Raw genomic sequence first — 24,778 nt, 5'->3', positions numbered from 1 at the left:
GCCCCGGGTGACCGAACCGACCCCCGCGCAGCGCTACGAACACGATCGGCGACGCCGGGCCTTCGAAAAGAGCGAATCCGGCAGGTTTGCCGCGAATCTGCCGTACCCGCTCGATGATTTCCAGATACGCGGTTGCCAATCCATCGAGCGCGGTGCCGGTGTGCTGGTGGCAGCTCCCACCGGCGCCGGGAAGACGGTGGTGGGGGAGTTCGCCGTCCACATCGCGCTAGTCAGGGGACAGCGCGCGTTCTACACGACCCCGATCAAGGCCCTCAGCAACCAGAAGTATCACGACCTAGTGCGCGCGCACGGCCGCGACAACGTTGGGCTGCTGACCGGCGACGTCTCGGTCAACGGCGACGCGCCGGTCGTGGTGATGACCACCGAGGTTTTGCGAAACATGCTGTACGCCTCGTCTCCGGGGCTGGACAACCTTGGCTACGTCATCCTGGATGAGGTGCATTACCTCGCCGATCGATTCCGGGGCCCGGTGTGGGAAGAAATCATATTGCACCTGGCGCAGTCGGTGCAGATCGTCGCGCTGTCGGCGACCGTTTCCAACATCGAGGAATTCGGGTCCTGGCTCGCCGAGGTTCGCGGCGACATCGACGTCATCGTTTCGGACCACCGGCCCGTCCCGCTGTGGCAGCACATCGTCACCCGGCGCGGCGGCAGCATTGAGGCGCCCGGCGCGCTGCGTCTCGTTGACTTGTACAGCTACCGCGAGGGCGTGGCGCACGCGGACCAGGACAGCGGATTCTCGCGCGGGGCGCAGGCTCCGCAGTCGAGCGCGGATCTGCCGTTGAACCCCGAATTGGCGAAATTTCAAGGCAGGCGCGGGGCCGAGGGGAGGGGGAATCCTCGTCGGAATAATAGCGGCGGAAAGGTGTCCCGGTTCTCCGTGGTGGACCTGCTCGCGGACGCCGATTTGTTGCCGGCGATCTACTTCATCTTTTCGCGGCAGGGGTGCGAGGCCGCCGTCGATCAGTGCCTCGCGGCGGGGATTACCCTCACGACGCCGCGCGAACAGTTCGAGATCCGCGAGATCGCGGAGGCGCAGTGCCTGGGCGTGCCCGCCGGAGATTTGAGCGTTCTACACTTCGAGTCGTGGCTGCAGGCGCTGGAGCGCGGAATTGCCGCCCACCACGCGGGGATGTTGCCGCTATTCAAGGAAATAGTTGAGCAATTGTTTTCGCAGGGACTGGTCAAGGTGGTGTTTGCGACCGAGACGCTGGCGCTCGGCATCAACATGCCCGCGCGCACGGTCGTCCTTGAGAAGCTGGTCAAGTGGGACGGTTCCGGCCACGTGGCGCTGACGGCCGGTGAATACACGCAGTTGACGGGGCGGGCCGGGCGCCGGGGAATCGATGTCGAGGGGCACGCAGTCGTCGTCGATCACATGGGATTTGACCCAACCGCGCTGGCGGGCCTGGCCGGCACCCGCACCTACCCGCTCACTTCGAGTTTCCGTCCGACGTACAACATGTCGGCGAACTTAATCGCGACGGTGGGCGACCAGCGCACCCGCGACATCCTGGAGATGTCGCTGGCGCAGTTCCAGGCCGACCGCGGGGTCGTGGGTTTGGCGCGGCAGGCGGCGGAGCAGCAGCGCGCCTTGGACGGGTACCGCGAGGCCGCCCAATGCGACCGCGGCAATTTCCTGGAGTACATGGAACTGCGCGCCGAGCTGAGCCGCGCCGAAAAGCAGGAGCGCAAGGATCGCAACGCGCAGGACCGGCGGGTGCTATCACGCAAGATCGAACGGTTGCGGCGCGGTGACGTCATCGCGGTGCGCCAGCGTCGTCGTAGCACGGCCGTCGCGGTGCTGGGTGGCCCGGAGATTACCTTCGAGGGCGCGCGGGTCCCCGTGCTGTGGGAAGGGCGATTCCGGATGCTTGCGGCCGGGGACGCGCCCGATGGCTTTGACGTCGTCGGACGCATGCGGCTGCCGCGCGGCTTCAATCCGCGCAAGGCGTCCCATCGCACGGAGGTTATGAACGAGGTCCGGGCTATCGCCCGCGGTGCCCAGCGAGCCGAAAGCGCACCCACGACGAAACGCGCCCCGGGCGGCGCACAGGAATCGGCCCGGGTCACCGAATTGCGCGGTGCGCTGCGCGCCCACCCGTGCCATGGATGCCCCGAACGCACCGAACACGAGCGCTGGGCGCGCCGATACATGGACCTTTCGGCCGAACATGCGCGACTCACGCGGCGGATCCAGGGTCGAACCGGATCAATCGTGGCGCGCTTCGATGCCGTGTGTAAGGTCTTGTTGCGGCTGGGCTACATTGAGCGCACCGGCACCGAAACGCGCCTGTCCGATGCGGGCGCGTTGCTGCGGCGCATCTATTCCGAAAAGGACCTGCTGATCGCGCAGTGCCTGCGCCAGGGGATTTGGGCACACCTGTCGGCGCCGCAACTGGCCGCGGTCGTTGCCACGGCGGTCTTCGATGGCCGCCGTGAGGGCGGGGGCGGACAGCACGTGCCGGGCGGTCCCACCGGACGGCTGGCGTACGCCATCGACGACACCTTCCGAGTCTGGTCCGCGATCGCGGAGGCAGAAGTCGATAGCAGGCTCGATCCGACCCCGAAGCCGGAATTGGGCCTGGCCGGGCCGATGTTCAGGTGGGCCGCCGGCCGTACGCTCGAGGCAACCCTGGGAGGAACGGAAATGGCCGCGGGCGATTTTGTGCGCTGGTCGAAGCAGGTCCTGGACGTGTTGGATCAGATCGCTTCGGTTGCTCCCCAGCCGAAGCTACGCGCCACCAGCCTTGCCGCCATGGACGCCGTGCGCAGGGGAGTGGTGGCATACAGCGGGGTGTGACACACAAAACCCCGCCCCAAGGAATATAAGATCGTCACGCGGTCCTACAACTTTGTCCTAGAGAATCGACACGATGAACCACCCCGAGAACGAGCGCCCGCTCATTGTGATGCCGACATACAACGAGGCAACGACCATCCCCGTGGCGGTTGAGCGCGTGCGCAGGTTGATGCCGCAAGCCGACATCTTGGTTGTCGACGACGCCAGCCCCGACGGGACCGGCACGATTGCCGACAAGCTAGCGGCCGACGACGATCACGTCCAGGTGCTGCACCGGGCCGGGAAGATGGGCCTGGGGACTGCCTACGTGGCGGGGTTTCGATGGGGACTCGAGCGCGGGTACCAGGTGCTGGTCGAGATGGATGCGGACGGTTCGCACCGCCCGGAGGATCTGCCGAAGCTGCTCGCTGTGCTGGATGCGTATCCCGATGCCGCGGTCGTGCTTGGATCTCGCTGGATCAGCGGCGGCCGCACCGAGAACTGGGCGCCCACGCGGCAACTGATCTCACGCACGGGCAACACGTTTGTGCACGCCGTGCTGGGGCTTCCCGTCGGGGATGCCACGGGGGGATTCAGGGCATATCGATCCGCCGCGATCGCCTCCCTGGACCTGGGCGACATCGCCTCGCAGGGGTACTGCTTTCAGGTGGACATCTTGTGGCGCTTGCACCAGCAGGGCGCCAGAATCATCGAAACGCCGATCGTGTTCGTCGAGCGCGAATCTGGTGAATCGAAAATGACCGGCGCAATTGTGCGCGAGGCGCTCATCAACGTTACCGTCTGGGGCGCAAAGCACCGTGCGGCCCAACTCAGGGAATTGGGCCGCACCGGTGTGAAGGCTTGCGAGGGGCGCCTGCGTAGCCTGCGCCGCCGCTAACGCTGCGGGGCGCTAGCCGCGCCGCAGTTTCCCGGCGCGCAGCAGGTCGAGGCGCTCATCGAGCAGCACCTTGAGCTCGTCTTCGCTGCGGCGTTCCAACAGCATGTCCCAGTGCGTGCGAACCGGGCGTTGGGGCTTTTCGTCTGACTCGGCGGACGCGAGCGACGGGTCGCGAAGTCCCGCCTCGGCGCCGCAGCGGCATTCCCACGCCGCGGGTATTTCTGCCTCGCGCGCAAACGGAAGCACGATCGTGTGGCCATTGGGGCAGTCGTAGATTGCTTCCTGGCGAGGCGCGAAATCTACGCCCTCGTCAGATTCCATGCTCTTTGAGCCGATCGACATACCCCGCAGGGAACGGTCCGCCATGTAGTGCCTCCATACCGAGTTCTTCAGGATCCGTAGGCGATAACGCGCCGCCGGCCGGATTTGTTCCCGCCAAGCACGACGCTGCGAGATTTACCGTGGACAGTCTAGTCGATTCCACCCCTCTCACATTCCGCCGATAATGTACGTTATGTCATTATGCGGCAGAAATGCATCGCACTAACGGAGCGCGATGTTCGCATGCGGGACATGAAAAAGGGACGAGGCCCCCTCGTCCCTTCCCCACCGCGCGTGCGGCGCTCAGCCAGCCTGGCGGCGCTTGCGCCGTGCCGACAATTCATCCCCAGAAGTCGCGGCTTCCTCGATGCGTTCGGTGGGCAGTTCGGCTAGCGAGCCTTCAACCTCGCGCCAGACGCGCCCAACGGCAATGCCGAACACGCCCTGCCCGCGTTGCACAAGATCGACGACGTCATCAGCCGACATGCATTCGTACACGGACGCGCCGTCGCTCATCAACGTTATCTGTGCCAGGTCCTCGACGCCGCGCTCGCGCAGGTGTTCGACGGCGGTGCGAATCTGTTGCAAAGAAACGCCCGTATCCAGCAAGCGCTTGACGACCTTGAGGACCAGGATGTCCCGGAAGCTGTACAGCCGGTGGGTACCGGATCCGGTCGCGGACTTGACCGTGGGCTCCACCAGGCCGGTGCGAGCCCAGTAGTCCAACTGCCTGTAGGTGATTCCTGCTGCCTTGCAAGCCACCGGCCCGCGGTATCCCTGGGAGCCGTCAAGCTCGGGAAGGTCCTCGTCGAAGAGCAGGCCCTGTGTGCGCACAGGCCGCGCGTCACTCGCGGCGCCGCGGCGGTGAGTTGTGTCGTTCACTGGGAGTCCTCCGACTGCTTGGTGATAGGACCATCATGCCACCAATTCGGGGTGGCACGAGGTTCGCGGAATGATCGCCGGAGGCTTCCCGGCTCACGCACTAAACCTACGGAGTGGGTGGCCCGTAAGCAACGACATTGTCGGCGTGTCGGTCAGCAATCCTTAAAGGTCAAGTAGAAGGTTAGGCTTGCTGCGCAAAGACGCGAACGAGTCACCGTATTTCGGCAAGCGCCTGACGCAAGGAAGCCGTGAACAGTTGGGATATGTTCTCACCGATTTCCGCCGCCACGCTTGCCCGGTGGGCCTGCGTGGCGGGCGACCCCGGACGCCCGATGGAGCGTACTACCTGCTCGACCAGGTCCGCATTGCGCTGCGCCGCCGTGTGCAGGGCCCGCAGGTGCCGAACGTCCAATCCTTGCTCCTGTAGCGCCGCACCGAGACGCACGATTTCGTCCGCCCACGGTGCCAACTCGCCGTTGCCGACCGTGTCGATGAGTCCCTGCAGGACAAAGTCGTTGACGATTGATTCATCGACCGAGGTTCGCTGAGCGACGGCTCTCACCGACATGCTCAGCGACTTGGCGGCCGTCACTCCATCGCGCGAAATGACCGTCGGAATCAGCGGCTGCGTGCTCGCGTCCAGCCCTGCATCCAGATCCGCCAGCTTCTCCTTGATGACCTTCAACGGCAGGTAGCGGTCGCGCTGCTCCCCCAGCACGAACCGCAGGCGTTGCACGTCCGCCGGGCTGTACTGGCGGTAACCGGATGCCGTCCGGGTAGGTTCGACCAGGCCCTGCTCTTCCAAGAACCGCAATTTGGAGTGCGTTACCGCCGGGAATTCGGCTTGCAGCGCGGCCAGGACGTCAGAAATCCGCATGGTAGCGCGGCGCGAAAACCCCCGGGGCCACCGCTCGCCGCGCGGCGAATCGTCGGCAACGGGCCCGCGCGCGCAATGCGCATCGTCATCAGCTGTGGAGCGACCCCGTGGGGCGAAGGCGGGCGTCACTGGCCGGATTCCGACTGCGGGCTGGCGTAATAGGTCAGTCGAAACTTGCCGATCTGCACCTCATCGCCCGTGTGCAGCAGAGCGGCGTCGATCCGTTCGCGATTGAGGTACGTTCCGTTCAACGAACCGACATCGCGGACGCGGAATCCCCCGTCGGCGCGTTCGAAAACGGCGTGCTTGCGCGACACCGTCGCGTCATCCAAGAAGATGTCGGCGCGCTCGCTGCGGCCCGCCGTCACGGCGTCGGTGTCGAGCAGGAACCGCGAACCGCTGCCGGGTCCCTGGTGCGCGATGAGGATCGATGTGCCATCCGGCAGGGCCTGGACCAGTGCACTTTCTTGTGCAGACAGCGCTACCCGCGCCCGAGCGCTGTCCGTCGATTCGGGCGTGCCAAAGGAGATCGTCGTCTCGACGTTGGGAACTACAGACTCCTGAGGCTTCTGGTCCGCCGGGTCCTCTGTTGGCATGGTCTCCCCCGATGCTCATAAAGTACGGAAAACTGGGCTGACCCGCAGGTCAACCGCTACAACTCTATCGTGCATGCCTGTGGATTGTGACGACCCCGGCGCGGCCGAGACCTATTTGCTTTCTTCCTCCGCGTAGCTGGGGTCCGGCGGGTCTGCAATCGCGGCAATCTGCAAGTCGTCTGATTGCGTGACGGTCGCCTTGGCGCCACCGTTACGCAAGGACGCAAGGGCCCCGCCCGGGATCTCCAGGGCCGGTTGCAGCGTCGAGGGATCGCCAATCGCCCGCCAGACATACGGTTGCTCCAGCACCTGACCGTCTATAGCCAGCGACGTGCCGGAAAGCGTCACGCCCGAAGATACGATGATCCGCACGTCGTTGACCGAAATTGCCTCCGCGCCGGCGTTTCGTAATTCCTGTAGCACGCTCACCATCGTTGCGACCGAAACCGTGCCGGTCACGGTCACGGTAATTCCCTCGCCCTGGACCGGTATCTCGCCGGACAGGACCTGCTGGGTTAGCTGGGCCTGGCGCGCCGCATCGCGTGCCGCCTGATCCGCGCTGGAGCTTTCCTGGAGCCGGTTGACCTGCGCCTGGAGTTCCTGCCTTTCCGTGTCAAGGGTTTGACCGCGTTGTGTCACCTCATCAAGCAACCGGACCAGATCCGCCTGCCGCAAGCTGCTAAGACCGTCAGACTGGGTCTGGTTGACCTGCACCACCACCGCGAACCCCACGACGGCGCTCAGCAATGCGGCCAGTAGTTGCGCCCGGGTGAAACGCGGCGCAAGAATCCGCAGGAGGCGCCGGGACGGCGCGCGGTGACCTGCCGGGGCCGACTCCGCGGCGGCGGGAGGCCGCACGCTATCGGGCGCCGCGGGTGCGGGAGACGGGGAACTCGTCGATGAATCGTCTGGCGAAAACGACTGTTGGTGCCGTCCGTGGCGCGGGCTGGGCTCCATAATCACGCCTTAAACAGGTGCCGACGGATAGCTGCGGCATTCGAGAAGATCCGGATGCCCAAGACCACCACGACGCCGGTCGATAGCTGCGTGCCAACGCCGAGCTGGTCGCCCAGGAACACTATGAATGCGGCGATGGTCACGTTTGAAAGGAACGAGACCAGGAAGACTCGATCGTTGAACATCCCGTCCAAGACCGCGCGCAGCCCGCCGAACAGCGCGTCGAGCGCCGCCACGACCGCTATGGGAAGGTACGGTTGCAGACCCACCGGGACGCTAGGTTGCAGGACTAGACCAGCGACAATGCCGACAATCAATCCGATCACGGGTATCACTGGAGACTCCTTTGTTTGATAGAGGCGGCGGCGCAGGGGTAGGCGGCGCTGCGCGAACGTGCACTCCGCATCTAGTCTGCAACAGGTTTCGCATATTTCAAGGCGGGAATGGCGGCGCCGGGCATCGAAATGCTCGAAGACCCCGAGATTTCGAGGCCGATACCGTAGGCAGTGTGCAGCTGGCTGAACTCATCGGCGACGTTCGAGCGGGCGATCGCGATCTGGAGCCCGTTGGCGGAACCGATTGCCTGCACGGTGTACGGAGCCGAAAGCGCAACCAGGCTGACCAAAATCGCGCCCCCGGCACCGCGAATCGCGGATGTGGGACCGATGCGGGTGCCGTTAATTGTCACCGCCTCGGCGCCCGAAACCCAAAGCTGGTTCACCAACGCTTGCAGGTCAGAGTCCTGGACCCGCGCCGCGTCGTCGGTGTCGGCGCCGGGGCCGTCCGACACGACTGCGACAACGCCCTCCCCCGTCACGGGCGTCGAGCATAGGGCAATCGCCTCGCCCAGATTAGCCGTCGCGGTCGCGGTGCCGGCGGCGGACAACACCTGGCTACTCAGGGTCGATATCTGCTTGTGCAGAGCCTCGTTTTGGGCCTCGAGGCTGCGGACCGATTCGCGACGCTCCGTGATCTCTGATGCAAGGAGCGCGCGGGTTTCGGTCACAGCGGGCTTCGGGGCGCGCAGTTGCACGACGGCGGCAGCAAGCGCAACGCCCGCGACTATCGCCACGATGGTCCAGGTGGCCGTGCTCCAGATGGTGTGGCGCGGACGATCGCGCAAGCGCTGCTTGGCAGCGATGTACCCCGGGTCGAGCGGATGATCCATGACCTCTTGCAGGAGGTTCATGGACGCAGCCTTGGAACGTGCCCTATCCGGATCGGGTACCGCCACCGGTCATCCCTCCGTGGAGGGCGCCAGGGCCGGGCGCCGGAGCACCCGCAAAGCCGCTGCCGCGTAGTCGATGCCGGCGAGCCAGTACACGACGACGCCCCAAATCATGAACGCCCAGCCGATCGCCTTGATGGCCTCATGCGCGGGTCCCACCACCATGGCCAGCAACAGCAGGGGGAAGGCGACCATCAGCAAGAATGCGCCCAATTTTCCGTGCTTAGAAACCTCGTAGGTTTGGTAGCCGCGCGGGCGCGCCGCGGCGAGCAGCGCAGCGAGCAGGATTTCTCGACCAAAGACCAAAGCCACGATCCACCAGGGCACTACGTCTCGGTAGGCGAGTGCGAGCAGCGAGGCAATGATGAGCACCCGGTCCGCGATCGGATCGAGCATTTGGCCGAGCCTTGAGACCTGGTTGAGCCTGCGTGCAAGGAACCCATCCAACCAGTCGGAAAAGCCTGCAATGCCAAGAACAACGATCGCTGCAACCTCGTGTGAGGACGCCACCAGCACCCCGAACATTGCCACCAGCACCAGGCGGATGGTGCTGATCACATTGGGAATGGTGACGATGCGGTTTGTTGGTTTCGGGGATTGCGCCAAAGTACCATCTCCCCCGGTTCCGACCCGCGCCTGCTGCGGTGGGCCCTCTATCAACAGTGATTCTTGCCTAGCAAAGTATGATGTACGTATTCATACTGATGCGCCGATCTTATTTTGGCACACTTCACGTTAGCCGCGCCCGGCCAACGTTTGCATTCCCCCCACCGAAAGCGGTCCTTTTCGCAATGCCTTCTGACCCCTCGAACACCGAACCGACGACATTCGCTCAGCTCGGTCTTCCCTCCGACCTACTTGAGGCAGTGACCGCGCTCGGTTTCACCGAGCCGACCGAGATTCAAAGCCAGGCCATCCCCGCGCTCCTTGAGGGCCGTGACATTACGGGGATCGCGCAGACCGGCACCGGCAAGACCGCGGCCTTCGGCCTCCCCCTCTTGGCAACCATCGACCCCGACCAGCGGGCCGTTCAGGCAGTTGTCCTGACTCCGACCCGGGAACTTGCCATTCAGGTCTCCGACGCGCTTACGGATCTTGCCAAGCATTCGAAAAACGTCCACATCGTTGCCGTGTATGGCGGGGCCCCTTACGGCCCGCAGATATCCGCGCTCAAGGCCGGGGCGCAAGTCGTCGTTGGCACCCCCGGGCGCGTGATCGACCACATCGAAAAGGGCACGGCAGATCTTTCCGAAGTCCGCATGCTCGTGCTCGACGAGGCGGATGAAATGCTGCGGATGGGATTCGCGGAGGACGTCGACACGATCTTCTCGCACGCCCCCACGGAGCGCCAGGTCGCGCTCTTTTCCGCGACTATGCCGCCCGCCATCAAGCGTGTCGCCCGCGAACACCTGACGAATCCGGTCGAGATTGCCGTGGCACGTCAGTCGTCCACCGTCACCAGCGTCGCCCAGCGCTTCGCGGTCGTGCCGCTCAAGCACAAGGTCGGTGCCTTGGCGCGTATTCTCGCGACGACCGACGCCGACGCGGCCATCGTATTTTGCCGGACGAGGGCATCCGCCGAAGAGGTGGGCGTTGAACTGGTGGCCCGCGGCGTGTCCGCCGCGACGATCTCCGGCGACGTAGCCCAGCGCGAGCGAGAGAAGATCGTTGACCGCCTGCGATCGGGCCGTCTTGACGTCCTGGTGGCCACGGATGTTGCGGCGCGGGGCCTGGACGTTGACCGGATCGGGTTGGTCGTGAACTTTGACCTGCCGCGTGAAGCCGAGGCGTACGTGCACCGCATCGGGCGCACCGGGCGTGCCGGGCGCACGGGCACGGCCATCACGTTCGTGTCGCCGCGGGAACGCGGGAAGCTGCGCGGCATCGAGCGGGTGACGCGCACGGAGATCACCGAGATCGACATTCCCTCCCCCGCTGACGTTTCCGCCCACCGCGCCAAGCGCCTTCTGGCAAGCGTCGCCGACCGCGTCGAAAAGGGCCGGTTGTCGCTCTACTCGAAGCTGGCGCGCGAATTCGTCGAAGAATCGGCGCTCGAAATCGATCAAGTCCTTGCTGCCGTCATCGCCATGGGGGTTGGCGACGAGGGGCCGTCCAGCCGCAGCGCGGCCGAACAAGCCGAACACGACGAGATATCTTCGGCGCGTCAGGCACCCAAGCGGGTGGCCCGCGACTACAACGACGAGGGCGGTTCGCGTCGCGACTTCAAGGCGAGCAGGTTCCGCGACGGGCAGACCGAGACGCGCGACGGGCGCATCCGCGGACGACAGGTTCGCGACGATCAGCGTCCCGTGCACCGCGGACGCAGCGCCGGGGACGGTACCAGCTATCGAGTGTCGGTCGGATTCGATTCGGGCGCCGAACCGCGCGGTATCGTTGGCGCTTTGACGAATGAGGGCGGGTTGCGCGGGGCGGACATCGGCAAGATCGCGATGTTTGGGTCATTCGCGCTCGTCGAGATCAACACGCCACTGTCCCCCGAGCAGGTACTTAAACTTGGCAAGGTGCGCCTGGGCGGTAAGCAACTGCGCCTACAAGAGGACGAGGGGCCTCGACCTCGTACCGATCGCAAAGCGCGTTACGAGCGCAAGGGCGGCGACGAACGCTCCGCCGGACGATACGATCGCACCGACCGCGGTGACCGCGGCGATCGCGGCGGCAAGTATGATCGCGGCGGCAAATTCGACCGCACCGATCGCGGTGACCGCGGCGGCAGGTTCGACCGCGGCGGCAGGTTCGACCGCGGCGCCAGGTTCGACCGCGGTGCCAACTCCGCAGGCGGCTGGCGCAAGGGCAAATAGCCCCCGGAAAGCGACAGTGGCGCTGGCCGGACCCGCATCGGGTCCGGCCAGCGCCACTCGTGTATGGCCGGGAACCGCGGTAAGCCGCAGCTCCCGTCTCAGTCAGACGCGGCTGGCAAGAATCTGCGTGACCAGGATGGCGCGCGCGCCGATGTCGTAGAGCGCGTCCATGATCGAATTGACCTGGTCGCGCGGGATCATGACGCGAACCGCTTTCCACCCGGCATCGTGCAGGTCGGAAACCGTGGGCGATTCGTAACCGGGGGTTATGGCTGCGGCCTTATCGAGAAGCTCGGTGGGCACGTCGTAGTCCATGAGCACATACCGGCGGGCCGTGAGCACGCCCTGGAGGCGCCGGGTCAAGACCGCCAACTTGTCGTCATCGGCGTCCGCTGCGCGCACCAACACGGCCTCGGATTGCAATAGCGGTTCGCCGAATATCTCTAGGCCGGCGGCGCGCAGCGTCGTGCCGGTTTCGACAACGTCCGCGATGATGTCAGCAACGCCGAGCCGGGTTGCCGTCTCGACGGCGCCATCCAACCGCACCACCTTTGCCGGGGTGATCCCGCGGTCGCGCAGATAGTTGAGCGCCAGAACCGGGTACGACGTTGCGATCCGCTTCCCGTCGGCGTCCTCGATGGAGGTGTATTCCCCCGCGGGGGCGGCAAAACGGAACGTCGAGCGCGCGAAGCCTAGCGCCAAATGCTCGACGGCCTTCGAATCCGAATCGAGCAGCAGGTCGCGCCCCGTGATTCCAACGTCGACGGTTCCGGATCCCACGTACACGGCGATGTCGCGCGGGCGCAAAAAGAAGAACTCGACGTCGTTATCTACGTCGGTCAGGACAAGTTCGCGCGAATCGCGCCGCTGGCGGTATCCGGCCTCGCGCAGCATCTGGCTTGCGGGTTCGGAAAGTGAACCTTTATTGGGAACAGCAATGCGTAACAACGAAATATCCCTTAGAGGTAGCGGTAGATGTCTTGGAGTGAAAGGCCGCGAGCCACCATCAGCACCTGCAAGTGGTACAGCAGCTGCGAGATTTCTTCGCTCAGCTCCTCGTCACTTTGGTACTCGGCGGCGATCCACACCTCGCCGGCCTCCTCGATCACCTTTTTCCCGATGAAATGAATCCCCGCGTCGAGTTCCTTGACGGTCCCCGAGTCCGCGGGGCGCTCGGTTGCTTTGCGTTGAAGTTCGGAAAAGAGTTCCTCGAAGTTTTTCACCAGGTAAGCCTAGACGTACCAATGGCCCCGTGGCGAACCGCAAGGTCCCAGGGCGAAGGACGAGTGCCCCGTCCCGCTTGCAGGCACGCCCCGCATGTGCGTATGTCTCGCGCGGGACGGCCGCGACGGTTTCCTCTCGGCGCCGCGGCTGATCCCCGCGGCCTATTCGAACGAACTCAGCGCCAGTGCGGTGTACACGGCGGCCTGGGCCGCCTCGGCTCCCTTGTCCTCGCTGCTGCCCGGCAGGCCGGCGCGGTCGATGGCCTGCTGTTCGTTGTCGACGGTCAGCACGCCGAATCCTACGGGAATGCCCGTCGCCACGGAGACCTGCGTCAAACCTACGGTGACGCTCTCGCAAACGTATTCGAAGTGGGGCGTGCCGCCGCGCACCACGACGCCCAGGCACACGATCGCGTCGGGGCGGGAGGCCGCCAAACGCGAGGCCGCGACGGATAGCTCGAATGTGCCCGGGACCCTAATCAAGGTGACGTCTTCCACGCCCGCGGCGGTGAGCGCCCGCGTCGCGCCGTCCACCAGTGCATCCATGATGCGCGTGTGCCATTGGGCCGCGATGACGACGACCCGCAGCCCGCGCCCATCGATGTCGGTTATGGTCGGTGCGCCGTTTGCGCTCATGATTGTTCCTTTGTGTGCAGGGGGGACAGCGTGTGTCCCATGGAGGCTCGCTTGGTTTCGAGGTACGCCTCGTTGAACGGATTGCGCCCGACCTCGAGGCGCAGCACCTCGGAAACGTTGAGTCCGTGCGCCCGCAGTCCCGCGGCCTTCGCCGGGTTGTTTGTGAGCAATCTGAGCGCATCGAGGCCAATGTCGTGCAGAATCGCGGCAGCGGCGCCGAATTCGCGCCGGTCGGCGGGCAGTCCCAAGTCCAGATTGGCCTGGACGGTGTCGCGGCCCTGATCTTGCAGCGCGTAGGCCCGCACCTTGGCGAGCAGCCCGATGCCGCGCCCCTCGTGTCCGCGCAGGTACACCAGCGCGCCACCCTCGCTGGCGATGCGGCGCATCGCCTCGTGCAGTTGCGGCCCGCAGTCACAGCGCAGGGATCCGAGTGCGTCTCCCGTCAGGCACTCCGAGTGGACGCGAACCAGCGGAACAGCGGAAGGTCGCGCGACATCCTTGGGAACCAGGACGACGTGGCCCGCGCCGGTGCGCAGATCCCGGTAGCCCGTGATGGTGAATAGGCCGAATTCGGTGGGCAGATCCGCACTGGCATCGCGCACGACCCGGCTTTCTTGGGGATCGGAATCGACCGAACCGTCGATAGGGTCGTGGATTTTGCGCCATTCGATCAGGTCGGCGATCGTGATGAGTTCCAGGCCTTCGCGGTCGGCCAGGTGCTGCGCATCCGGGAATCGCATCATCGATCCGTCGTCGCGGACCAGTTCCGCTATCCCGGCTACCTCGCCGACACCGGCGTTGCGGCACAAATCGACCGCCGCCTCGGTGTGACCGGCCCGGTGCAGGACTCCCCCCGCGGCCGCGCGCAGCGGCAGCACATGGCCCGGACGTATCAGGTCGGTGGCCGTAGCGTTATCATCTGCCAGAACCTGCAGCGTGCGGTGGCGGTCGGCGGCGGAAATACCGGTAGTCACGCCCTGCGCGGCGTCGACGGTGACCGTGTAGGCGGTGCGGCGGGGGTCTTGAGATTGCGGAACCATGAGAGGCAAAGCGAGGCGGTCCGCCCGCGTGCTCGGCATCGGTGCGCACAGGTAGCCGGAAGAGTGGCGGATGGTCCATCCGACCCAGTCGGTTGTCACCGTGTCGGCTGAGAAAATGACGTCTGCTTCGTTTTCACGCTCGGGTGCGTCGGCCACCAGGACGGGGCGCCCGCGACGCAATTCCGCAAAGGCGCGTTCAATGCTTCCCATTAGTTCCTTGCCTCCATCAATGTGGCGACGTGGCGGGCCAGAACGTCGGTCTCGAGGTTGACCGCGTCTCCGACGGCCAGACCACCCAGGTTGGTACGTGCAAGCGTTTCCGGGATGAGCGAGACTTCGAATCGGTCCGCGCCCACATTCGCGACGGTCAGGGACACCCCGTTGACGGCGATGGATCCCTTCCCTGCGACATAGGGAGCAATTTCGTCCGGCAGCGTTATTGCCAGCACGTCCCAGCGTTCGCCCGGCGCGCGTGAGATCAGCGTTCCCGTGCCGTCGACGTGACCCTGCACGATGTGACCGCCCAGCCTATCGCCGACGGCCAAAGCGCGCTCCAGATTCACCCTGGATCCGACCTTGAGCTTCCCGATGGTCGTCACATCGATCGTTTGCGGCATCACATCGGCCCCGAAAATGCCGTCGCCGAATTCGGTTACGGTCAGGCAAACCCCGTTCACCGCTATCGAATCGCCCTCGGCGACACCGTCGGTCACCCTGGCCGCGCGGATGCGCAGGTGCGCATCGCGCCTGTCCGCGTCCGGCCAACGCAGTTCAACTACGTCCCCGACTTCTTCGATGAGGCCCGTAAACATCACTTCTCCAGCGTCGTCGTATCGAGAACCAGCAGCACGTCGGGGTCGAGGGGCTTTACATCGCGCACGCTGAACCGTGGCGCCTGCGCGAGCGTAGTAATGCCCGTCGGGCCCACGCTCGGCACGCCATCGGCACCGAGCAGCATGGGGGCTATGTAGGCGTGGATCTCGTCGACCAACCCGGCCGCCAGGAAAGCCGAAATCACCTGCCCGCCGCCCTCGACCAGGACGCATGACACGCCCAACTCCCACAGTTGCGCGAGGGCGCTGCGCGGGTCGCGGGTGCGCGCGTGCACAAAGTGGTCGCCGGTGCGAATTTTCGCCGCCGCGGGCACGTCCCGCATTCCCATCGCCACGCGCAGGGGTTGAAATGGTCCCTCGGATCCGTCGGGCCTGCGCGCGCTGAGCAGCGGGTCGTCGATCAGCACGGTTTCGGTTCCCACAATGATCGCGCCCATGTTGCCGCGAACGAAGTGGGCGAACGCGCGCGCACGCGCCCCAGTTATCCACCGACTCGAACCGTCGGGGGCGGCGATACGGCCATCGAGCGACGCCGAGGATTTGACAATGACATAGGGACGGCGTCGTTGTTGGGCGAGGAGCCAGCGCCGCACCAGTTCGTACGCGCGGGGCGGAACCGATCCATCATCGGCAGTCAGCGGTCCCACGACCTGCACGCCGTGCTTGCGAAGGTAGTCGTCGGATTGCGCGGCCTGCGCGGCCGGATCGGATACGGCGTAGACAACCCGGCGAATCCCCGCGTCAACCAGCGCCTGCGCGCAGGGGCCCGTGCTTCCGGTCGCATTGCATGGTTGGAGGGTCACGACGGCCGTCGCGCCGACCAGGGAGACCGGTTGCGCACTCTTGATGGCGGCAACCTCCGCGTGGTCGGTTCCGGCGCCGCGATGCCACCCGACGCCGACGACGGCGCTTTGCCCGCCGAAGTCATGCCGCGAGGGCTGCAAGATCACGCAACCCACCTGCGGATTCGCCTGACCACCTGGCCCGCGCTTCGCCAATTCGACGGCTAATTCCAGAGCCTCTTCCTCGTTGAGGATATCCGGGATCTCTTCCGCGCGGCCTTGCCCTGCCTGCACCGTTAGCTCCTACTTCCGCACCGGGAGGGCACGACTGAACCAGGCGTGCGCTCTTACCATCCGGACTCTCACCGTCGGCCTCGGAATTCCACCGAGTCAACCGCGCGGGCGCGCGGGTCGCGGGCTTTCACCGCCGGTTCGGACTTTCACCGACCCCAGAGCACTTGTTCTATCTTGGCACAATCAGTGAGCGTGCAGGTCGGCCATTCGTCTCAGTTCGCTGGTGGCTAAAGCCGCGTCGGGGCTTCCGAACACCGCCGACCCGGCCACGAACACATCAGCACCGGCCAGTGCCGCTCTTTCGATTGTGCTGGGTGCGATTCCTCCGTCAACCTGCAACCACACGGGCAGGTTGGCGGCGGAAATTGCCTGCCGGGTGCGGCGCACCTTGGCTAGCATCGCGTCGATAAAGGGCTGACCGCCGAATCCGGGCTCGACGGTCATGATCAACACCATATCGACTTCGGGCAGCAGGTCGATGAACGGCTCGATGGGGGTTGCCGGACGCAACGCCAACCCGGCCCGCGATCCGAGCCTGCGCAGCTCGCGCGCCAAGCGGATCGGCGCGGCGGCCGCCTCCGCGTGGAACGTCACCGACTCGGCTCCCGTCTCCGCGTACTGCGGCGCCCACCGATCGGGATCCTCGATCATCAGGTGCACGTCGAGCGGGATCGGGGAAACCTGCTGCAAACGCTCGACGACGGGAACACCAAGCGTCAGGTTGGGGACGAAGTGGTTATCCATCACGTCGACGTGGGCCGCATCCGCCACCGCGATCGCGTGTAGGTCGCGTTCCAGGTTTGCGAAGTCGGCGGACAGGATGCTGGGGTGTATCCGGGCGTTCATGGTTCCTAGCGTAGACGGCGCAACATGGTGGCATGCATCGCATCGGTGTGGTGGATGTGCGGCCACAGCTGGATCGCGGGCCCGGCACCGAAATCGACGCGCGAGTCGCCTGGATCGACGACGACGGATTCCAGTACCCGCGCCGCATCGACGATTTCGATGTCATCACGACCGCGGATCACGTCGTCGACCACCAGCTTCGTTTCGGCGACGTGCGGGGAGCAGGTCACGTACGCAACGATTCCCCCGGGCCGCACCGCCGCCAGTGCCGATTCGAGCAGTTCGCGTTGCAGTGCCGAAAGCTCGGGCAGATCGCTCGGCTGCTTGCGCCACCTGGCCTCCGGACGGCGCCGCAGCGCCCCCAGGCCGGTGCAGGGGGCATCGACAAGGACCCGATCGAATGACCCGGGCTCGTCCCCGCCGATGTCGCGTCCGTCCGCGGTGCGCACCGCCTCAATTGATCCGGGCGCGGCGGCCGCAACATTCTTCCGCACCAAACCCGCGCGGTGCGGTTGCACCTCGTTGGCGACGACGCGCGCGCCTCGCCGGGCCGCAAGGGCGGCCAGGAGTGCGGTCTTCCCGCCGGGGCCCGCGCACATATCCAACCAGCGCTTGTCGCGGCCGTCGATGGGCGCCGCAGCCAGGGCCAGCGCCACTAGTTGGCTTCCCTCGTCCTGCACCCCTGCGCGTCCGTCCTTGACTGCCGCGATGTGGCGCGGCGGTACCGCGCCGGCCTCCACCGCGAACGGGGAGAGCCGTGCGACCCGCCCGCCGCCGCTGTGGGTGAGCAATTCGGCCGGGTCGATCAGGCCCGGGCGCGCGACGAGCATGACCGGCGCGGGCGTATTGTCGGCGCGCAACAGCTCTTCGAGTTCGCCCGGATCGCGCCCGTTGGCGACCAGGGCGGCCTTCAAGGCGCGCACGATCCAAGCGGGATGGGAATAGGTGAACGAGGCCAGCTCGACCGGGTCGCTCAGCTGCGCCGCAATTCCGGCTTGCCACTGGTCGGCCGTTTTGGTGCTTACCTTTCGCAGCACCGCGTTGACGAACTGTGCCGGTCCGGCGCCGATCTTGTGGCGCACCAGCCCGACGGTTTGCGACACCGCGGCGTGCGCCGGAACGCGCATGCCAAGCAATTGATGGGCACCCAGGCGCAGTGCGACGCGCACCGGCGCGTCGATGTCGGGCAGCGCGCGGTCCACGCACTCGGAAAGAATGGCATCGTAGTGACCCTGCATCCGCAAGGTCCCGTACGCGAGCTCCGTGGCGAATGCTGCATCGCGGCCGCCCAGGTCGGCGCGGGCAAGCCGGGCCGGCAACACCAGGTTTGCGTATGCGTCATTCGTTTCGACGTCCACAAGAACATCGAAGGCGGCCGCGCGCGGCTCATCGCTCGACCGGTCTCGCATCGATGGCGCAGCGGCGGATCTCCTGCCGTCCCCGCGCATGCGGGCGGCCCCGCGCTGATGCCCCGCGCTGTCACGCCTGCCGTCGCGGGCGCGCGGCCGGTCATCGCGCCCGCCACCGCGGCCCTGCCCGGATCGTTGGTTCATCTCTCCCCCAGCCTCGTGTCGTCGCTCAAGCGGGCCCCGCGCGCCCAGTCGGCCGCATTCATCGGCTTCTTGCCTTGCGGGCTCACCTCGCCCAGCTCGATCGCGGCCGTTCCCGTTCCCACAAACACTGCCCGCTTGGTGACCAGGACCTGCCCCGGTGCGAGTGTGCGCCCGCCCAGGCGGTCGTCATCGGGCCGGGCCACGCTGACGGGGCCGATGCCGAGGCGCGCTCCCCCCGGCAAGGTGGTCCAGGCTCCCGGGTCCGGGGTGAATCCCGCGATGTGCCGGGCGGCGGCGAGGGCGGGCCTCGTCCATTGAATTTCGCCTTCGGCGGGCGTCAATTTGGCGGCGTAGGTTGGTGCCCCGGATTGCGGTTGCGGGTCGGCCGATCCATCCGCTATCGCGTCCATCGTGGCCACCATCAGTCCGGCCCCGGCGTGCGCGAGGAGGTCGAAAAGCTCGCCGGAAGTAGCGCCGGGCGAAACGCGCTGGGTGACGTATCCGATGATCGGACCGGTGTCCAGATCGGGCTCGATGACGAACGTGGTGGCACCCGTGAACTCATCACCGGCAATGATTGCACGCTGGACGGGGGCGGCCCCGCGCCACTGCGGCAGCAAGGAGAAATGCAGGTTGATCCAGCCGTGTGCCGGGATTTCCAGCACCGCGGGGCGCAGAATCTCCCCGTAGGCGACTACCGCGACGGCGTCGACCCGTTTGTCACGCAGCCACGCCTCGAATTCCTCCCCGCGCGGGCGTTCGGTCGACACGTCGAGGCCCAACTGCGCGGCCCGCACCTTCACCGGAGATGCCCGCAGGGCGCGCCCGCGCCCCCTGCGGGCATCCGCGCGCGTGAGCACCCCCACCACTTCATGGGACGATCCGGCTAACGCCTCCAAGGAGGGAATAGCCACCTCGGGCGTGCCGGCAAATAGAATACGCATGATGGCTGAGCCTAGTGGTCCGCGCGGCGCCATCCAAGTCGCCCGGGCAGGTTCGATAGGCTGAGGCCATGCCTTCACCATCGCGACTGGTTCGTTGCGTCGCGCGTGCTCTAGCCAACCAGGCCCGGTCGTACAGCCATGGCGGCCTGCTCATCGCCATCGGATTCTTTTGCCTGGCCCAGACGCCATCGCTCGTGCCGCGACACGGCGTGTACCAGGCCCTTTTGACGGGAATCGCCTCTGCCATCGGGTACGCCGTGGGGATCGCCAGCGCCTGGATTTACCGCACACTGGGGTTCACCGTCACCTGGAAGCCACACACCAGGCGCGTCTTTGGGATTGTAGTTGCGGCAATCGCACTGCTTTCCATCCCCACGTTCCTGTACCTGGGTGAGCGGTGGCAGGCGCAGATCCGTGCACTTGTGGGCATTGATACGGCTCCGCCGGCCCGCGTGTTCCAGGTGCTCTTTATCGCATTGGCCATTTTCGTGGTGCTGGTACAGATGGGACGAGGCCTGCGCTGGCTCGGGGTGCGTGTCGCGCACTGGCTGGGCCGCTTCTTGCCAGTGCCGGTTTCCCGCACAATCGCCACCGTTTTGGTTGCGACGCTCACTGTGCTCACCTTCAACGGCGCGGTGGTCGACGGCACCCTGCGGATCCTCAAGTCCATCTACGGGCAGGTCGATACGACGACCGACGCCGGCGTTGCGCGGCCGACCTCGCAGCTCCGGTCGGGCGGACCCGGGTCGTTGGTGAACTGGGACGACCTGGGCAGACAGGGGCGCAACTTCGTCGCCGGAGGCGCCTCGACCGCCCAGCTCGGCCAATTCGCCGCCGCGACCGAGGCGCTCCAGGACACCACCGCGATTGAGCCGATCCGGGTCTACGCGGGCCTCAGGTCCGCGGGCACTCTCGCCGAAGAGGCGCAGCTGGTCGTCGATGAACTCGATCGGACCAAGGCGTGGGAGCGCGACGTGCTGGTGGTCGCGACGGCCACCGGGACCGGGTGGATCGACCCGTCGTTCCTGACCGCGCTCGAATATCAGCACGCGGGCAACACCGCTGTCGCGACGATGCAGTATTCCTTCCTCCCCAGTTGGGTCGGGTTTCTATCCGACCGAGCGACCCCTCCCGCGGCGGGCACCGCCCTATTCGATGCCGTGTACGCAAAATGGTCGACGCTGCCCAAGGCAACGCGCCCATACCTGCTTGTGTACGGCCTGTCTTTGGGCTCCTACGGCGCGCAGGGGGCGTTTTCGGGAACGCAGGACCTTGCAGCGCGCAGCGATGGCGCAGTTTTTGCCGGAACGCCGAACTTCACGTCGCTGTGGAGCACCGAAACGGCCAATCGGGATCGTGGATCACTTGAATATCACCCGATTGTGGATGATGGAGCGCAGGTCCGTTGGCTCACTTCCTTGACGCCGGCGGATTCCTTGTGGCGCCTGCAAGACGAGTGGGGACCGCAACGGACCGTATACCTGCAACACGCCTCCGACCCCGTCGTGTGGTGGAGTCCCGCGCTCGCGTGGAACAAGCCGGATTGGCTTTCCGAACCGGCCGGACCCGATCGATCCGAAACGATGCGATGGATACCGCTGGTGACATTCTGGCAGGTGTCATTTGACCTGTTCGTTGCGGGCGATGTGCCGCAGGGTCACGGCCACAACTATCACCTCGAATACGCGCGCGCATTGGAGGCGGTGGGGGCGCCGAGCGGATGGTCACAAAGCGACACCGATCGACTCATTGCCCTCATGACGCCTATGGTTTCCCAAGCCTAGGCGGCCGCGCCCTCCGCCCGCGTTACCAACAACGTGCGTCCCGCCGAGCGGATCCGTATCACAGGCCGGCGTCCGGCACGCCGGGGCGGTTTCTCACCGTCAAGAACGCCGTTGCGGACACCGCGATGAGAACCACCATCGTCGCGCCCATGGGAATTGCAGTGTGTTCGCCCGCAAGCCCGACAATCGGTGCTACCAGGCCCGCGAGCAGGAACTGGATCGCGCCCAGCACCGCGGATCCGGTGCCCGCCACGGACCGCACCGAATCGAGCGCAAGCGCGGTGCAGTTGCCGAATACGAATCCCAGCGATCCAACGGTAACGAACAGTGCCGCCATCAAGATGATCGGCGTCGCGGCGCTGACCGCGGCCACGCAGGTCGCCAATGCGCCGACCGCCGCCCCTGTCAGGCCCCATCCAGCGAGTTTGTGCGGACCGTGAACGTGGGTGAGCTTCGCCGCCAACCCGCTGGTGACCATGAGGGCTAGGGCGTTGAGACCGAATGCGATCCCGTAGTGCACCTCCGTGAGCCCCAGGACCTGTTGGTACACGAAGGGTGACGCGGAGATGTAAGCCATCATGGTCGCAAAGGCGAACGAAAACGTAATCGTGTAGGCAATGTACCTCCCGTTGCGAAGCGTGGCGAAGCTCTGTGCCAGGCCCCGCTGCCCGCGATCATGCGCGGCGGCCGGTGCGGCCGTTTTGTGAGTCTCCGGAAGAAAGGCGGCGGCCAAGGCAAGGCCGATGGCGCTCAGAGCAGCGATGATCCACATCAGGCCGCGCCATCCGAGGGGAGCAGTGAGTGCGCTTCCGACTACCGGGGCCACCACCGGCGCGACCCCGCCCACGACCATCAGCAGACTCATCGCCCGTGCGGCCTCCAAGCCGTGCGAGACGTCCGAAACCATCGCCCGCCCCAGGACCATGCCCGCTGCCGCGGTGAATCCTTGGACGAATCGTGCGGCGATGAGCACGCCGATAGACGGCGAAAGTGCGGTCATGATGCCTGCGAGCACGCAGGCGAGCAACCCGGCAAGGAGCGGCCCGCGGCGCCCGACGCGATCGGATAGGGGCCCGAACGCCAATTGCCCCACACCGGCCCCCGCCAAGAATGCCGTCAGTGTCAGTTGCACGCTGGCGGTCGATGCGGAGAGCCGAACGGCTAGATCGGGGAATGCCGGGAGATATAGGTCCGTTCCGATCGGCGCCAATGCTGCTAGGAGAGCAAGGGTGAGCAGGATCGGCCGGGTGATGACATGCTTTTGGGACGCGATTTCGGGCATTGCGGTTACGTTCCACCAAATCCATCTAGTTATGAAAGGATAACTAGATCAGTGTAGCGCCACTTAGACACCTAACGGCAGGAGATTATGAACAATGTGACCGGCGCCAAGAGCGGCGCGGCGACCAGGCGGGACGATCTGGCCGATATCGGCGGGTACGTCACCGCCATCGCTCGCTACCTCACCGAAATCGCGCATCGACATCCCGCCGTCGCGCGACTCACTCCCCTTGAGATTCTTATCGTCAGGTACGTCGAGATGCACGGAGGCGTCTCCCCGAAGGACCTGGCCAAGAGCGTCGGCATGCAGGCAAGCAACACGAGCGCGGCGTTGCGTTCGCTTGCGCGCCAGGGCCTTATCGAAAAGCGGCGCGTCGAAGGCGACGGCAGGAAGATATCGCTGCACGTCACCGACGAGGCCCTACGAACCATTGCCATGGTGCGGGACATAACGGCAGACGCTTTGGAGGACTTGGTACCGCGCGGCCCGGCCGCCGGCCGACTCCTGCGCGCGCTGACCGAAATCGAGGATGGCTTGCGCCGCTAGGCGGCGCAAGCCATCCTCGTCAAGCCACCGCCGCGCCAGCCTTGCACCGCAACAATCCGCCCGCACCGAAAACGGTCCGTAGCCGTCAGGCGTCAGGCGTTAGGCGTTAGGCGTTAGAGTGACGGTGTTATTCCACGGGTCCGCGAACGAAATCGCGCGGCCGTCGTCGCGCACCGCAACACCGAAATGCCCCAGGCGATCGCTTGTCTGCTCGACGTCTTCGCGAGATGGAACCACGATCCCCACCTCGGCTAGGCCAAGGGTGCGACCGCGCCGCCCCGCCCCGCGGCTGTTCCACACGTTCATGGCCATGTGGTGGTGGTACCCGCCCGCGCTCACGAATAGCGCGGCCGACCCCAGCGTGGCCGTGACGTCGAATCCCAATCGGTTCACGTAGAAGTCGCGCGCAACCGCGACATTGCCGACGGACAAATGAATGTGCCCGACCCTACCGTCGGCGTGAGCGCCGGGGTCGGCGGCCTCGTCGGCTGGCAGATATTTGGTGAGATAGGCGCGCGGATCGAGGTGCAACGTATCCATGGCGACCTGACCGTGGACCCACGACCATGTCGTGCGTTCACGATCAAAGTACAGTTCGACCCCGTTACCCTCAGGGTCGGTGAAGTAGAAGGCCTCGCTGACCAGGTGATCCGCGCTGCCCGCAAAGGTTCCCGGTGCGTATCGCATCGTCGAAAGAACCGCCGTTGCCAGCGCCGCGCGGGTGTCGAACACGATCGCGGTGTGAAATAGCCCTGCGCCCCCACTCGGCGCGTGGCGCAATGACGGCTCGTGGACCAGAATCACTGCGGGCTCGCCGCCGCGACCCAGCACGACGCGATCGTGATCGTGCGACAGCACGCGCAGCGTGACCGCCTGCGAGTAGTACCGCGTCATCGCATCCAAATCCGCCACGTTGAGCGTCACCGCGCCCATGGCCGCACGCTGACTGAGGCGATCTGCGACGCCTCCGTGCGGGTCATGGGCGACGGCGCCGCCCGCGTCGGCGCGCGCCGAATCAGTCGATAACGGCGAACCCACCGGTCCAGCCGATCTTCTCCGAGGCCGCCAGCGTCAGTTGCAGGAACCCAAGCGCCTCGAGCTCGTGGGCGCGCTTGAGGCTTCCGGCATCCTTGGCGCGCAGGCCACCGTTTTCGATGAGGCCGATGAGGGTGGCCTTGGCCTCGGCGTCATCACCAGCCACCAGCACGGTGGTAACGTCCTGCCCCACCTTGCCGGTCGCCAGGGTCGCGGCAAAGGTCGTGTTGAATGCCTTGAGTACGCGTGAATTCGGGAGCTTGGCGGCGAGTTCGGCCGTCGCGGAGCTGCCCTCGGGCACGACCAGCGAGTCGAAGGTCTCGAAGTTGAGCGGGTTGGTAATATCTACGACGATCTTGCCGGCGAGCTGCGCGCCGTAGGCCTGCACGATCTGGTCGAGCGCGGGATAAGGCACCGCCAGGATCACGACGTCGCCGGTAACCGCGGCCCCCGCGTCGCCGCTTCCGATGTGGTCAACGCTCGCGCCGCCCTTGGTCAGCACGCCGGCGATTGCCTGCCCCATGTTTCCGTTACCAAATACTGTGATGCTGGACATTTTTCCCACGCTTTCCTTGATCTACGAACCATTTAGGTTGTTG

At 65.8% G+C, this 24,778-nt stretch carries 25 protein-coding genes and 1 riboswitch; of the genes, 5 read left to right on the top strand and 20 right to left on the bottom strand.

Going from position 1 to position 24,778, the window contains the following annotated elements; genetic code table 11:
• Positions 1 to 7 precede the first annotated feature (7 nt).
• Both FB389_RS01510 and FB389_RS01505 read left to right on the top strand, forming a co-directional pair.
• On the top strand, positions 8 to 2,824 hold the full coding sequence (locus tag FB389_RS01510) for a DEAD/DEAH box helicase (protein WP_142111051.1): 2,817 nt from the start codon (positions 8 to 10) through the stop codon (positions 2,822 to 2,824).
• Between the two features lie 73 nt (positions 2,825 to 2,897).
• Positions 2,898 to 3,701 (top strand): polyprenol monophosphomannose synthase, encoded by an 804-nt coding sequence (locus tag FB389_RS01505; protein ID WP_142111050.1) that lies wholly within the window; start codon positions 2,898 to 2,900, stop codon positions 3,699 to 3,701.
• A gap of 12 nt (positions 3,702 to 3,713) precedes the next feature.
• Here FB389_RS01505 and FB389_RS01500 read toward each other — a convergent pair whose 3' ends face one another.
• From FB389_RS01500 to FB389_RS01465, 8 genes are all read right to left on the bottom strand, one after another.
• On the bottom strand, positions 3,714 to 4,067 hold the full coding sequence (locus FB389_RS01500) for an RNA polymerase-binding protein RbpA (protein WP_142111049.1): 354 nt from the start codon (positions 4,065 to 4,067) through the stop codon (positions 3,714 to 3,716).
• Between the two features lie 258 nt (positions 4,068 to 4,325).
• The gene (locus tag FB389_RS01495; protein ID WP_142111048.1) at positions 4,326 to 4,904 is read right to left on the bottom strand and encodes a MerR family transcriptional regulator; all 579 of its coding nucleotides are present in this window, start codon (positions 4,902 to 4,904) and stop codon (positions 4,326 to 4,328) included.
• Positions 4,905 to 5,115: 211 nt separating this feature from the next.
• Entirely contained in the window at positions 5,116 to 5,781 is a 666-nt protein-coding gene (ftsR, locus tag FB389_RS01490; protein WP_142111047.1) for a transcriptional regulator FtsR, read from the bottom strand.
• A 125-nt stretch (positions 5,782 to 5,906) separates the two neighbouring features.
• Entirely contained in the window at positions 5,907 to 6,377 is a 471-nt protein-coding gene (locus FB389_RS01485) for an FHA domain-containing protein (RefSeq protein ID WP_142111046.1), read from the bottom strand.
• Positions 6,378 to 6,488: 111 nt separating this feature from the next.
• The gene (locus FB389_RS01480) at positions 6,489 to 7,334 is read right to left on the bottom strand and encodes a DUF881 domain-containing protein (RefSeq protein ID WP_142111045.1); all 846 of its coding nucleotides are present in this window, start codon (positions 7,332 to 7,334) and stop codon (positions 6,489 to 6,491) included.
• Positions 7,335 to 7,336: 2 nt separating this feature from the next.
• Entirely contained in the window at positions 7,337 to 7,669 is a 333-nt protein-coding gene (locus tag FB389_RS01475; protein WP_142111044.1) for a small basic family protein, read from the bottom strand.
• A 71-nt stretch (positions 7,670 to 7,740) separates the two neighbouring features.
• Positions 7,741 to 8,523 carry a DUF881 domain-containing protein gene (locus FB389_RS01470; RefSeq protein WP_142111043.1) on the bottom strand — a complete coding sequence of 261 codons (783 nt, stop codon included), beginning with the start codon at positions 8,521 to 8,523 and terminating at the stop codon, positions 7,741 to 7,743.
• Between the two features lie 48 nt (positions 8,524 to 8,571).
• Entirely contained in the window at positions 8,572 to 9,120 is a 549-nt protein-coding gene (locus FB389_RS01465; protein WP_246043464.1) for a CDP-alcohol phosphatidyltransferase family protein, read from the bottom strand.
• Positions 9,121 to 9,353: 233 nt separating this feature from the next.
• Here FB389_RS01465 and FB389_RS01460 point away from each other — a divergent pair, with 233 nt between their 5' ends.
• The gene (locus FB389_RS01460) at positions 9,354 to 11,381 is read left to right on the top strand and encodes a DEAD/DEAH box helicase (protein WP_246043463.1); all 2,028 of its coding nucleotides are present in this window, start codon (positions 9,354 to 9,356) and stop codon (positions 11,379 to 11,381) included.
• 102 nt (positions 11,382 to 11,483) lie between these two features.
• Here FB389_RS01460 and hisG read toward each other — a convergent pair whose 3' ends face one another.
• From hisG to fmt, 9 genes are all read right to left on the bottom strand, one after another.
• A complete protein-coding gene (gene hisG / locus FB389_RS01455) occupies positions 11,484 to 12,329 on the bottom strand; it encodes an ATP phosphoribosyltransferase (protein WP_142111041.1) in 846 nt (281 codons plus the stop codon).
• An 11-nt stretch (positions 12,330 to 12,340) separates the two neighbouring features.
• Positions 12,341 to 12,604: a phosphoribosyl-ATP diphosphatase gene (locus FB389_RS01450; protein ID WP_142111040.1), complete on the bottom strand. Its 264-nt coding sequence runs from the start codon at positions 12,602 to 12,604 to the stop codon at positions 12,341 to 12,343.
• 162 nt (positions 12,605 to 12,766) lie between these two features.
• Entirely contained in the window at positions 12,767 to 13,240 is a 474-nt protein-coding gene (gene ribH, locus FB389_RS01445; protein ID WP_142111039.1) for a 6,7-dimethyl-8-ribityllumazine synthase, read from the bottom strand.
• Entirely contained in the window at positions 13,237 to 14,490 is a 1,254-nt protein-coding gene (gene ribA, locus FB389_RS01440; protein ID WP_142111038.1) for a GTP cyclohydrolase II, read from the bottom strand. Before ribA ends, ribH begins: the two co-directional genes overlap by 4 nt.
• Positions 14,490 to 15,092, bottom strand: a complete 603-nt coding sequence (locus FB389_RS01435) for a riboflavin synthase (protein WP_142113392.1) — start codon at positions 15,090 to 15,092, stop codon at positions 14,490 to 14,492. Before FB389_RS01435 ends, ribA begins: the two co-directional genes overlap by 1 nt.
• Positions 15,092 to 16,189: a bifunctional diaminohydroxyphosphoribosylaminopyrimidine deaminase/5-amino-6-(5-phosphoribosylamino)uracil reductase RibD gene (gene ribD, locus FB389_RS01430; protein WP_246043462.1), complete on the bottom strand. Its 1,098-nt coding sequence runs from the start codon at positions 16,187 to 16,189 to the stop codon at positions 15,092 to 15,094. Before ribD ends, FB389_RS01435 begins: the two co-directional genes overlap by 1 nt.
• Before the next feature lie 44 nt (positions 16,190 to 16,233).
• A riboswitch (FMN riboswitch) is annotated at positions 16,234 to 16,356 on the bottom strand.
• A gap of 16 nt (positions 16,357 to 16,372) precedes the next feature.
• Positions 16,373 to 17,035, bottom strand: a complete 663-nt coding sequence (gene rpe, locus FB389_RS01425; RefSeq protein ID WP_142111037.1) for a ribulose-phosphate 3-epimerase — start codon at positions 17,033 to 17,035, stop codon at positions 16,373 to 16,375.
• A 5-nt stretch (positions 17,036 to 17,040) separates the two neighbouring features.
• The gene (locus FB389_RS01420; protein WP_142111036.1) at positions 17,041 to 18,588 is read right to left on the bottom strand and encodes an RsmB/NOP family class I SAM-dependent RNA methyltransferase; all 1,548 of its coding nucleotides are present in this window, start codon (positions 18,586 to 18,588) and stop codon (positions 17,041 to 17,043) included.
• Positions 18,585 to 19,532 carry a methionyl-tRNA formyltransferase gene (gene fmt / locus FB389_RS01415; protein WP_142111035.1) on the bottom strand — a complete coding sequence of 316 codons (948 nt, stop codon included), beginning with the start codon at positions 19,530 to 19,532 and terminating at the stop codon, positions 18,585 to 18,587. The genes FB389_RS01420 and fmt overlap by 4 nt, the downstream gene beginning before the upstream one ends.
• Positions 19,533 to 19,600: 68 nt before the next feature.
• Here fmt and FB389_RS01410 point away from each other — a divergent pair, with 68 nt between their 5' ends.
• Complete coding sequence (locus tag FB389_RS01410; protein ID WP_142111034.1) at positions 19,601 to 21,316, top strand: alpha/beta hydrolase; 1,716 nt, start codon at positions 19,601 to 19,603, stop codon at positions 21,314 to 21,316.
• 58 nt (positions 21,317 to 21,374) lie between these two features.
• On the opposite strand, the gene FB389_RS01405 is transcribed toward FB389_RS01410, so the two are convergent.
• Complete coding sequence (locus FB389_RS01405) at positions 21,375 to 22,598, bottom strand: multidrug effflux MFS transporter (RefSeq protein WP_142111033.1); 1,224 nt, start codon at positions 22,596 to 22,598, stop codon at positions 21,375 to 21,377.
• A gap of 87 nt (positions 22,599 to 22,685) precedes the next feature.
• Between FB389_RS01405 and FB389_RS01400 the strand changes: the two genes are divergently transcribed.
• Positions 22,686 to 23,144, top strand: a complete 459-nt coding sequence (locus FB389_RS01400; protein WP_142111032.1) for a MarR family winged helix-turn-helix transcriptional regulator — start codon at positions 22,686 to 22,688, stop codon at positions 23,142 to 23,144.
• A 99-nt stretch (positions 23,145 to 23,243) separates the two neighbouring features.
• Here the strand turns inward: FB389_RS01400 and FB389_RS01395 are convergent, their stop codons facing one another.
• Both FB389_RS01395 and FB389_RS01390 read right to left on the bottom strand, forming a co-directional pair.
• Positions 23,244 to 24,077, bottom strand: a complete 834-nt coding sequence (locus FB389_RS01395; protein ID WP_142113388.1) for a VOC family protein — start codon at positions 24,075 to 24,077, stop codon at positions 23,244 to 23,246.
• Between the two features lie 82 nt (positions 24,078 to 24,159).
• The gene (locus FB389_RS01390) at positions 24,160 to 24,735 is read right to left on the bottom strand and encodes an NADPH-dependent F420 reductase (protein WP_142111031.1); all 576 of its coding nucleotides are present in this window, start codon (positions 24,733 to 24,735) and stop codon (positions 24,160 to 24,162) included.
• Between the last annotated feature and the right edge of the window lie 43 nt (positions 24,736 to 24,778).

The sequence above is a fragment of the Rarobacter incanus genome, assembly GCF_006715765.1.
GTDB lineage: Bacteria > Actinomycetota > Actinomycetes > Actinomycetales > Cellulomonadaceae > Rarobacter > Rarobacter incanus.
The sequence above is the reverse complement of the archived record's forward strand: the minus strand, read 5'-3'. Positions and strand labels throughout refer to the sequence as shown.

Coding starts and splice junctions, on each gene's coding strand:
- FB389_RS01505 (WP_142111050.1), top strand. CDS start 2,898: ATGAACCACCCCGAGAACGAGCGCCCGCTCATTGTGATGCCGACATAC.
- FB389_RS01500 (WP_142111049.1), bottom strand. CDS start 4,067: ATGGCGGACCGTTCCCTGCGGGGTATGTCGATCGGCTCAAAGAGCATG.
- ftsR (WP_142111047.1), bottom strand. CDS start 5,781: ATGCGGATTTCTGACGTCCTGGCCGCGCTGCAAGCCGAATTCCCGGCG.
- FB389_RS01485 (WP_142111046.1), bottom strand. CDS start 6,377: ATGCCAACAGAGGACCCGGCGGACCAGAAGCCTCAGGAGTCTGTAGTT.
- FB389_RS01480 (WP_142111045.1), bottom strand. CDS start 7,334: ATGGAGCCCAGCCCGCGCCACGGACGGCACCAACAGTCGTTTTCGCCA.
- FB389_RS01470 (WP_142111043.1), bottom strand. CDS start 8,523: ATGAACCTCCTGCAAGAGGTCATGGATCATCCGCTCGACCCGGGGTAC.
- FB389_RS01460 (WP_246043463.1), top strand. CDS start 9,354: ATGCCTTCTGACCCCTCGAACACCGAACCGACGACATTCGCTCAGCTC.
- ribH (WP_142111039.1), bottom strand. CDS start 13,240: ATGAGCGCAAACGGCGCACCGACCATAACCGACATCGATGGGCGCGGG.
- ribA (WP_142111038.1), bottom strand. CDS start 14,490: ATGGGAAGCATTGAACGCGCCTTTGCGGAATTGCGTCGCGGGCGCCCC.
- FB389_RS01435 (WP_142113392.1), bottom strand. CDS start 15,092: ATGTTTACGGGCCTCATCGAAGAAGTCGGGGACGTAGTTGAACTGCGT.
- rpe (WP_142111037.1), bottom strand. CDS start 17,035: ATGAACGCCCGGATACACCCCAGCATCCTGTCCGCCGACTTCGCAAAC.
- FB389_RS01420 (WP_142111036.1), bottom strand. CDS start 18,588: ATGAACCAACGATCCGGGCAGGGCCGCGGTGGCGGGCGCGATGACCGG.
- fmt (WP_142111035.1), bottom strand. CDS start 19,532: ATGCGTATTCTATTTGCCGGCACGCCCGAGGTGGCTATTCCCTCCTTG.
- FB389_RS01410 (WP_142111034.1), top strand. CDS start 19,601: ATGCCTTCACCATCGCGACTGGTTCGTTGCGTCGCGCGTGCTCTAGCC.
- FB389_RS01405 (WP_142111033.1), bottom strand. CDS start 22,598: ATGCCCGAAATCGCGTCCCAAAAGCATGTCATCACCCGGCCGATCCTG.
- FB389_RS01400 (WP_142111032.1), top strand. CDS start 22,686: ATGAACAATGTGACCGGCGCCAAGAGCGGCGCGGCGACCAGGCGGGAC.
- FB389_RS01395 (WP_142113388.1), bottom strand. CDS start 24,077: ATGGGCGCGGTGACGCTCAACGTGGCGGATTTGGATGCGATGACGCGG.
- FB389_RS01390 (WP_142111031.1), bottom strand. CDS start 24,735: ATGTCCAGCATCACAGTATTTGGTAACGGAAACATGGGGCAGGCAATC.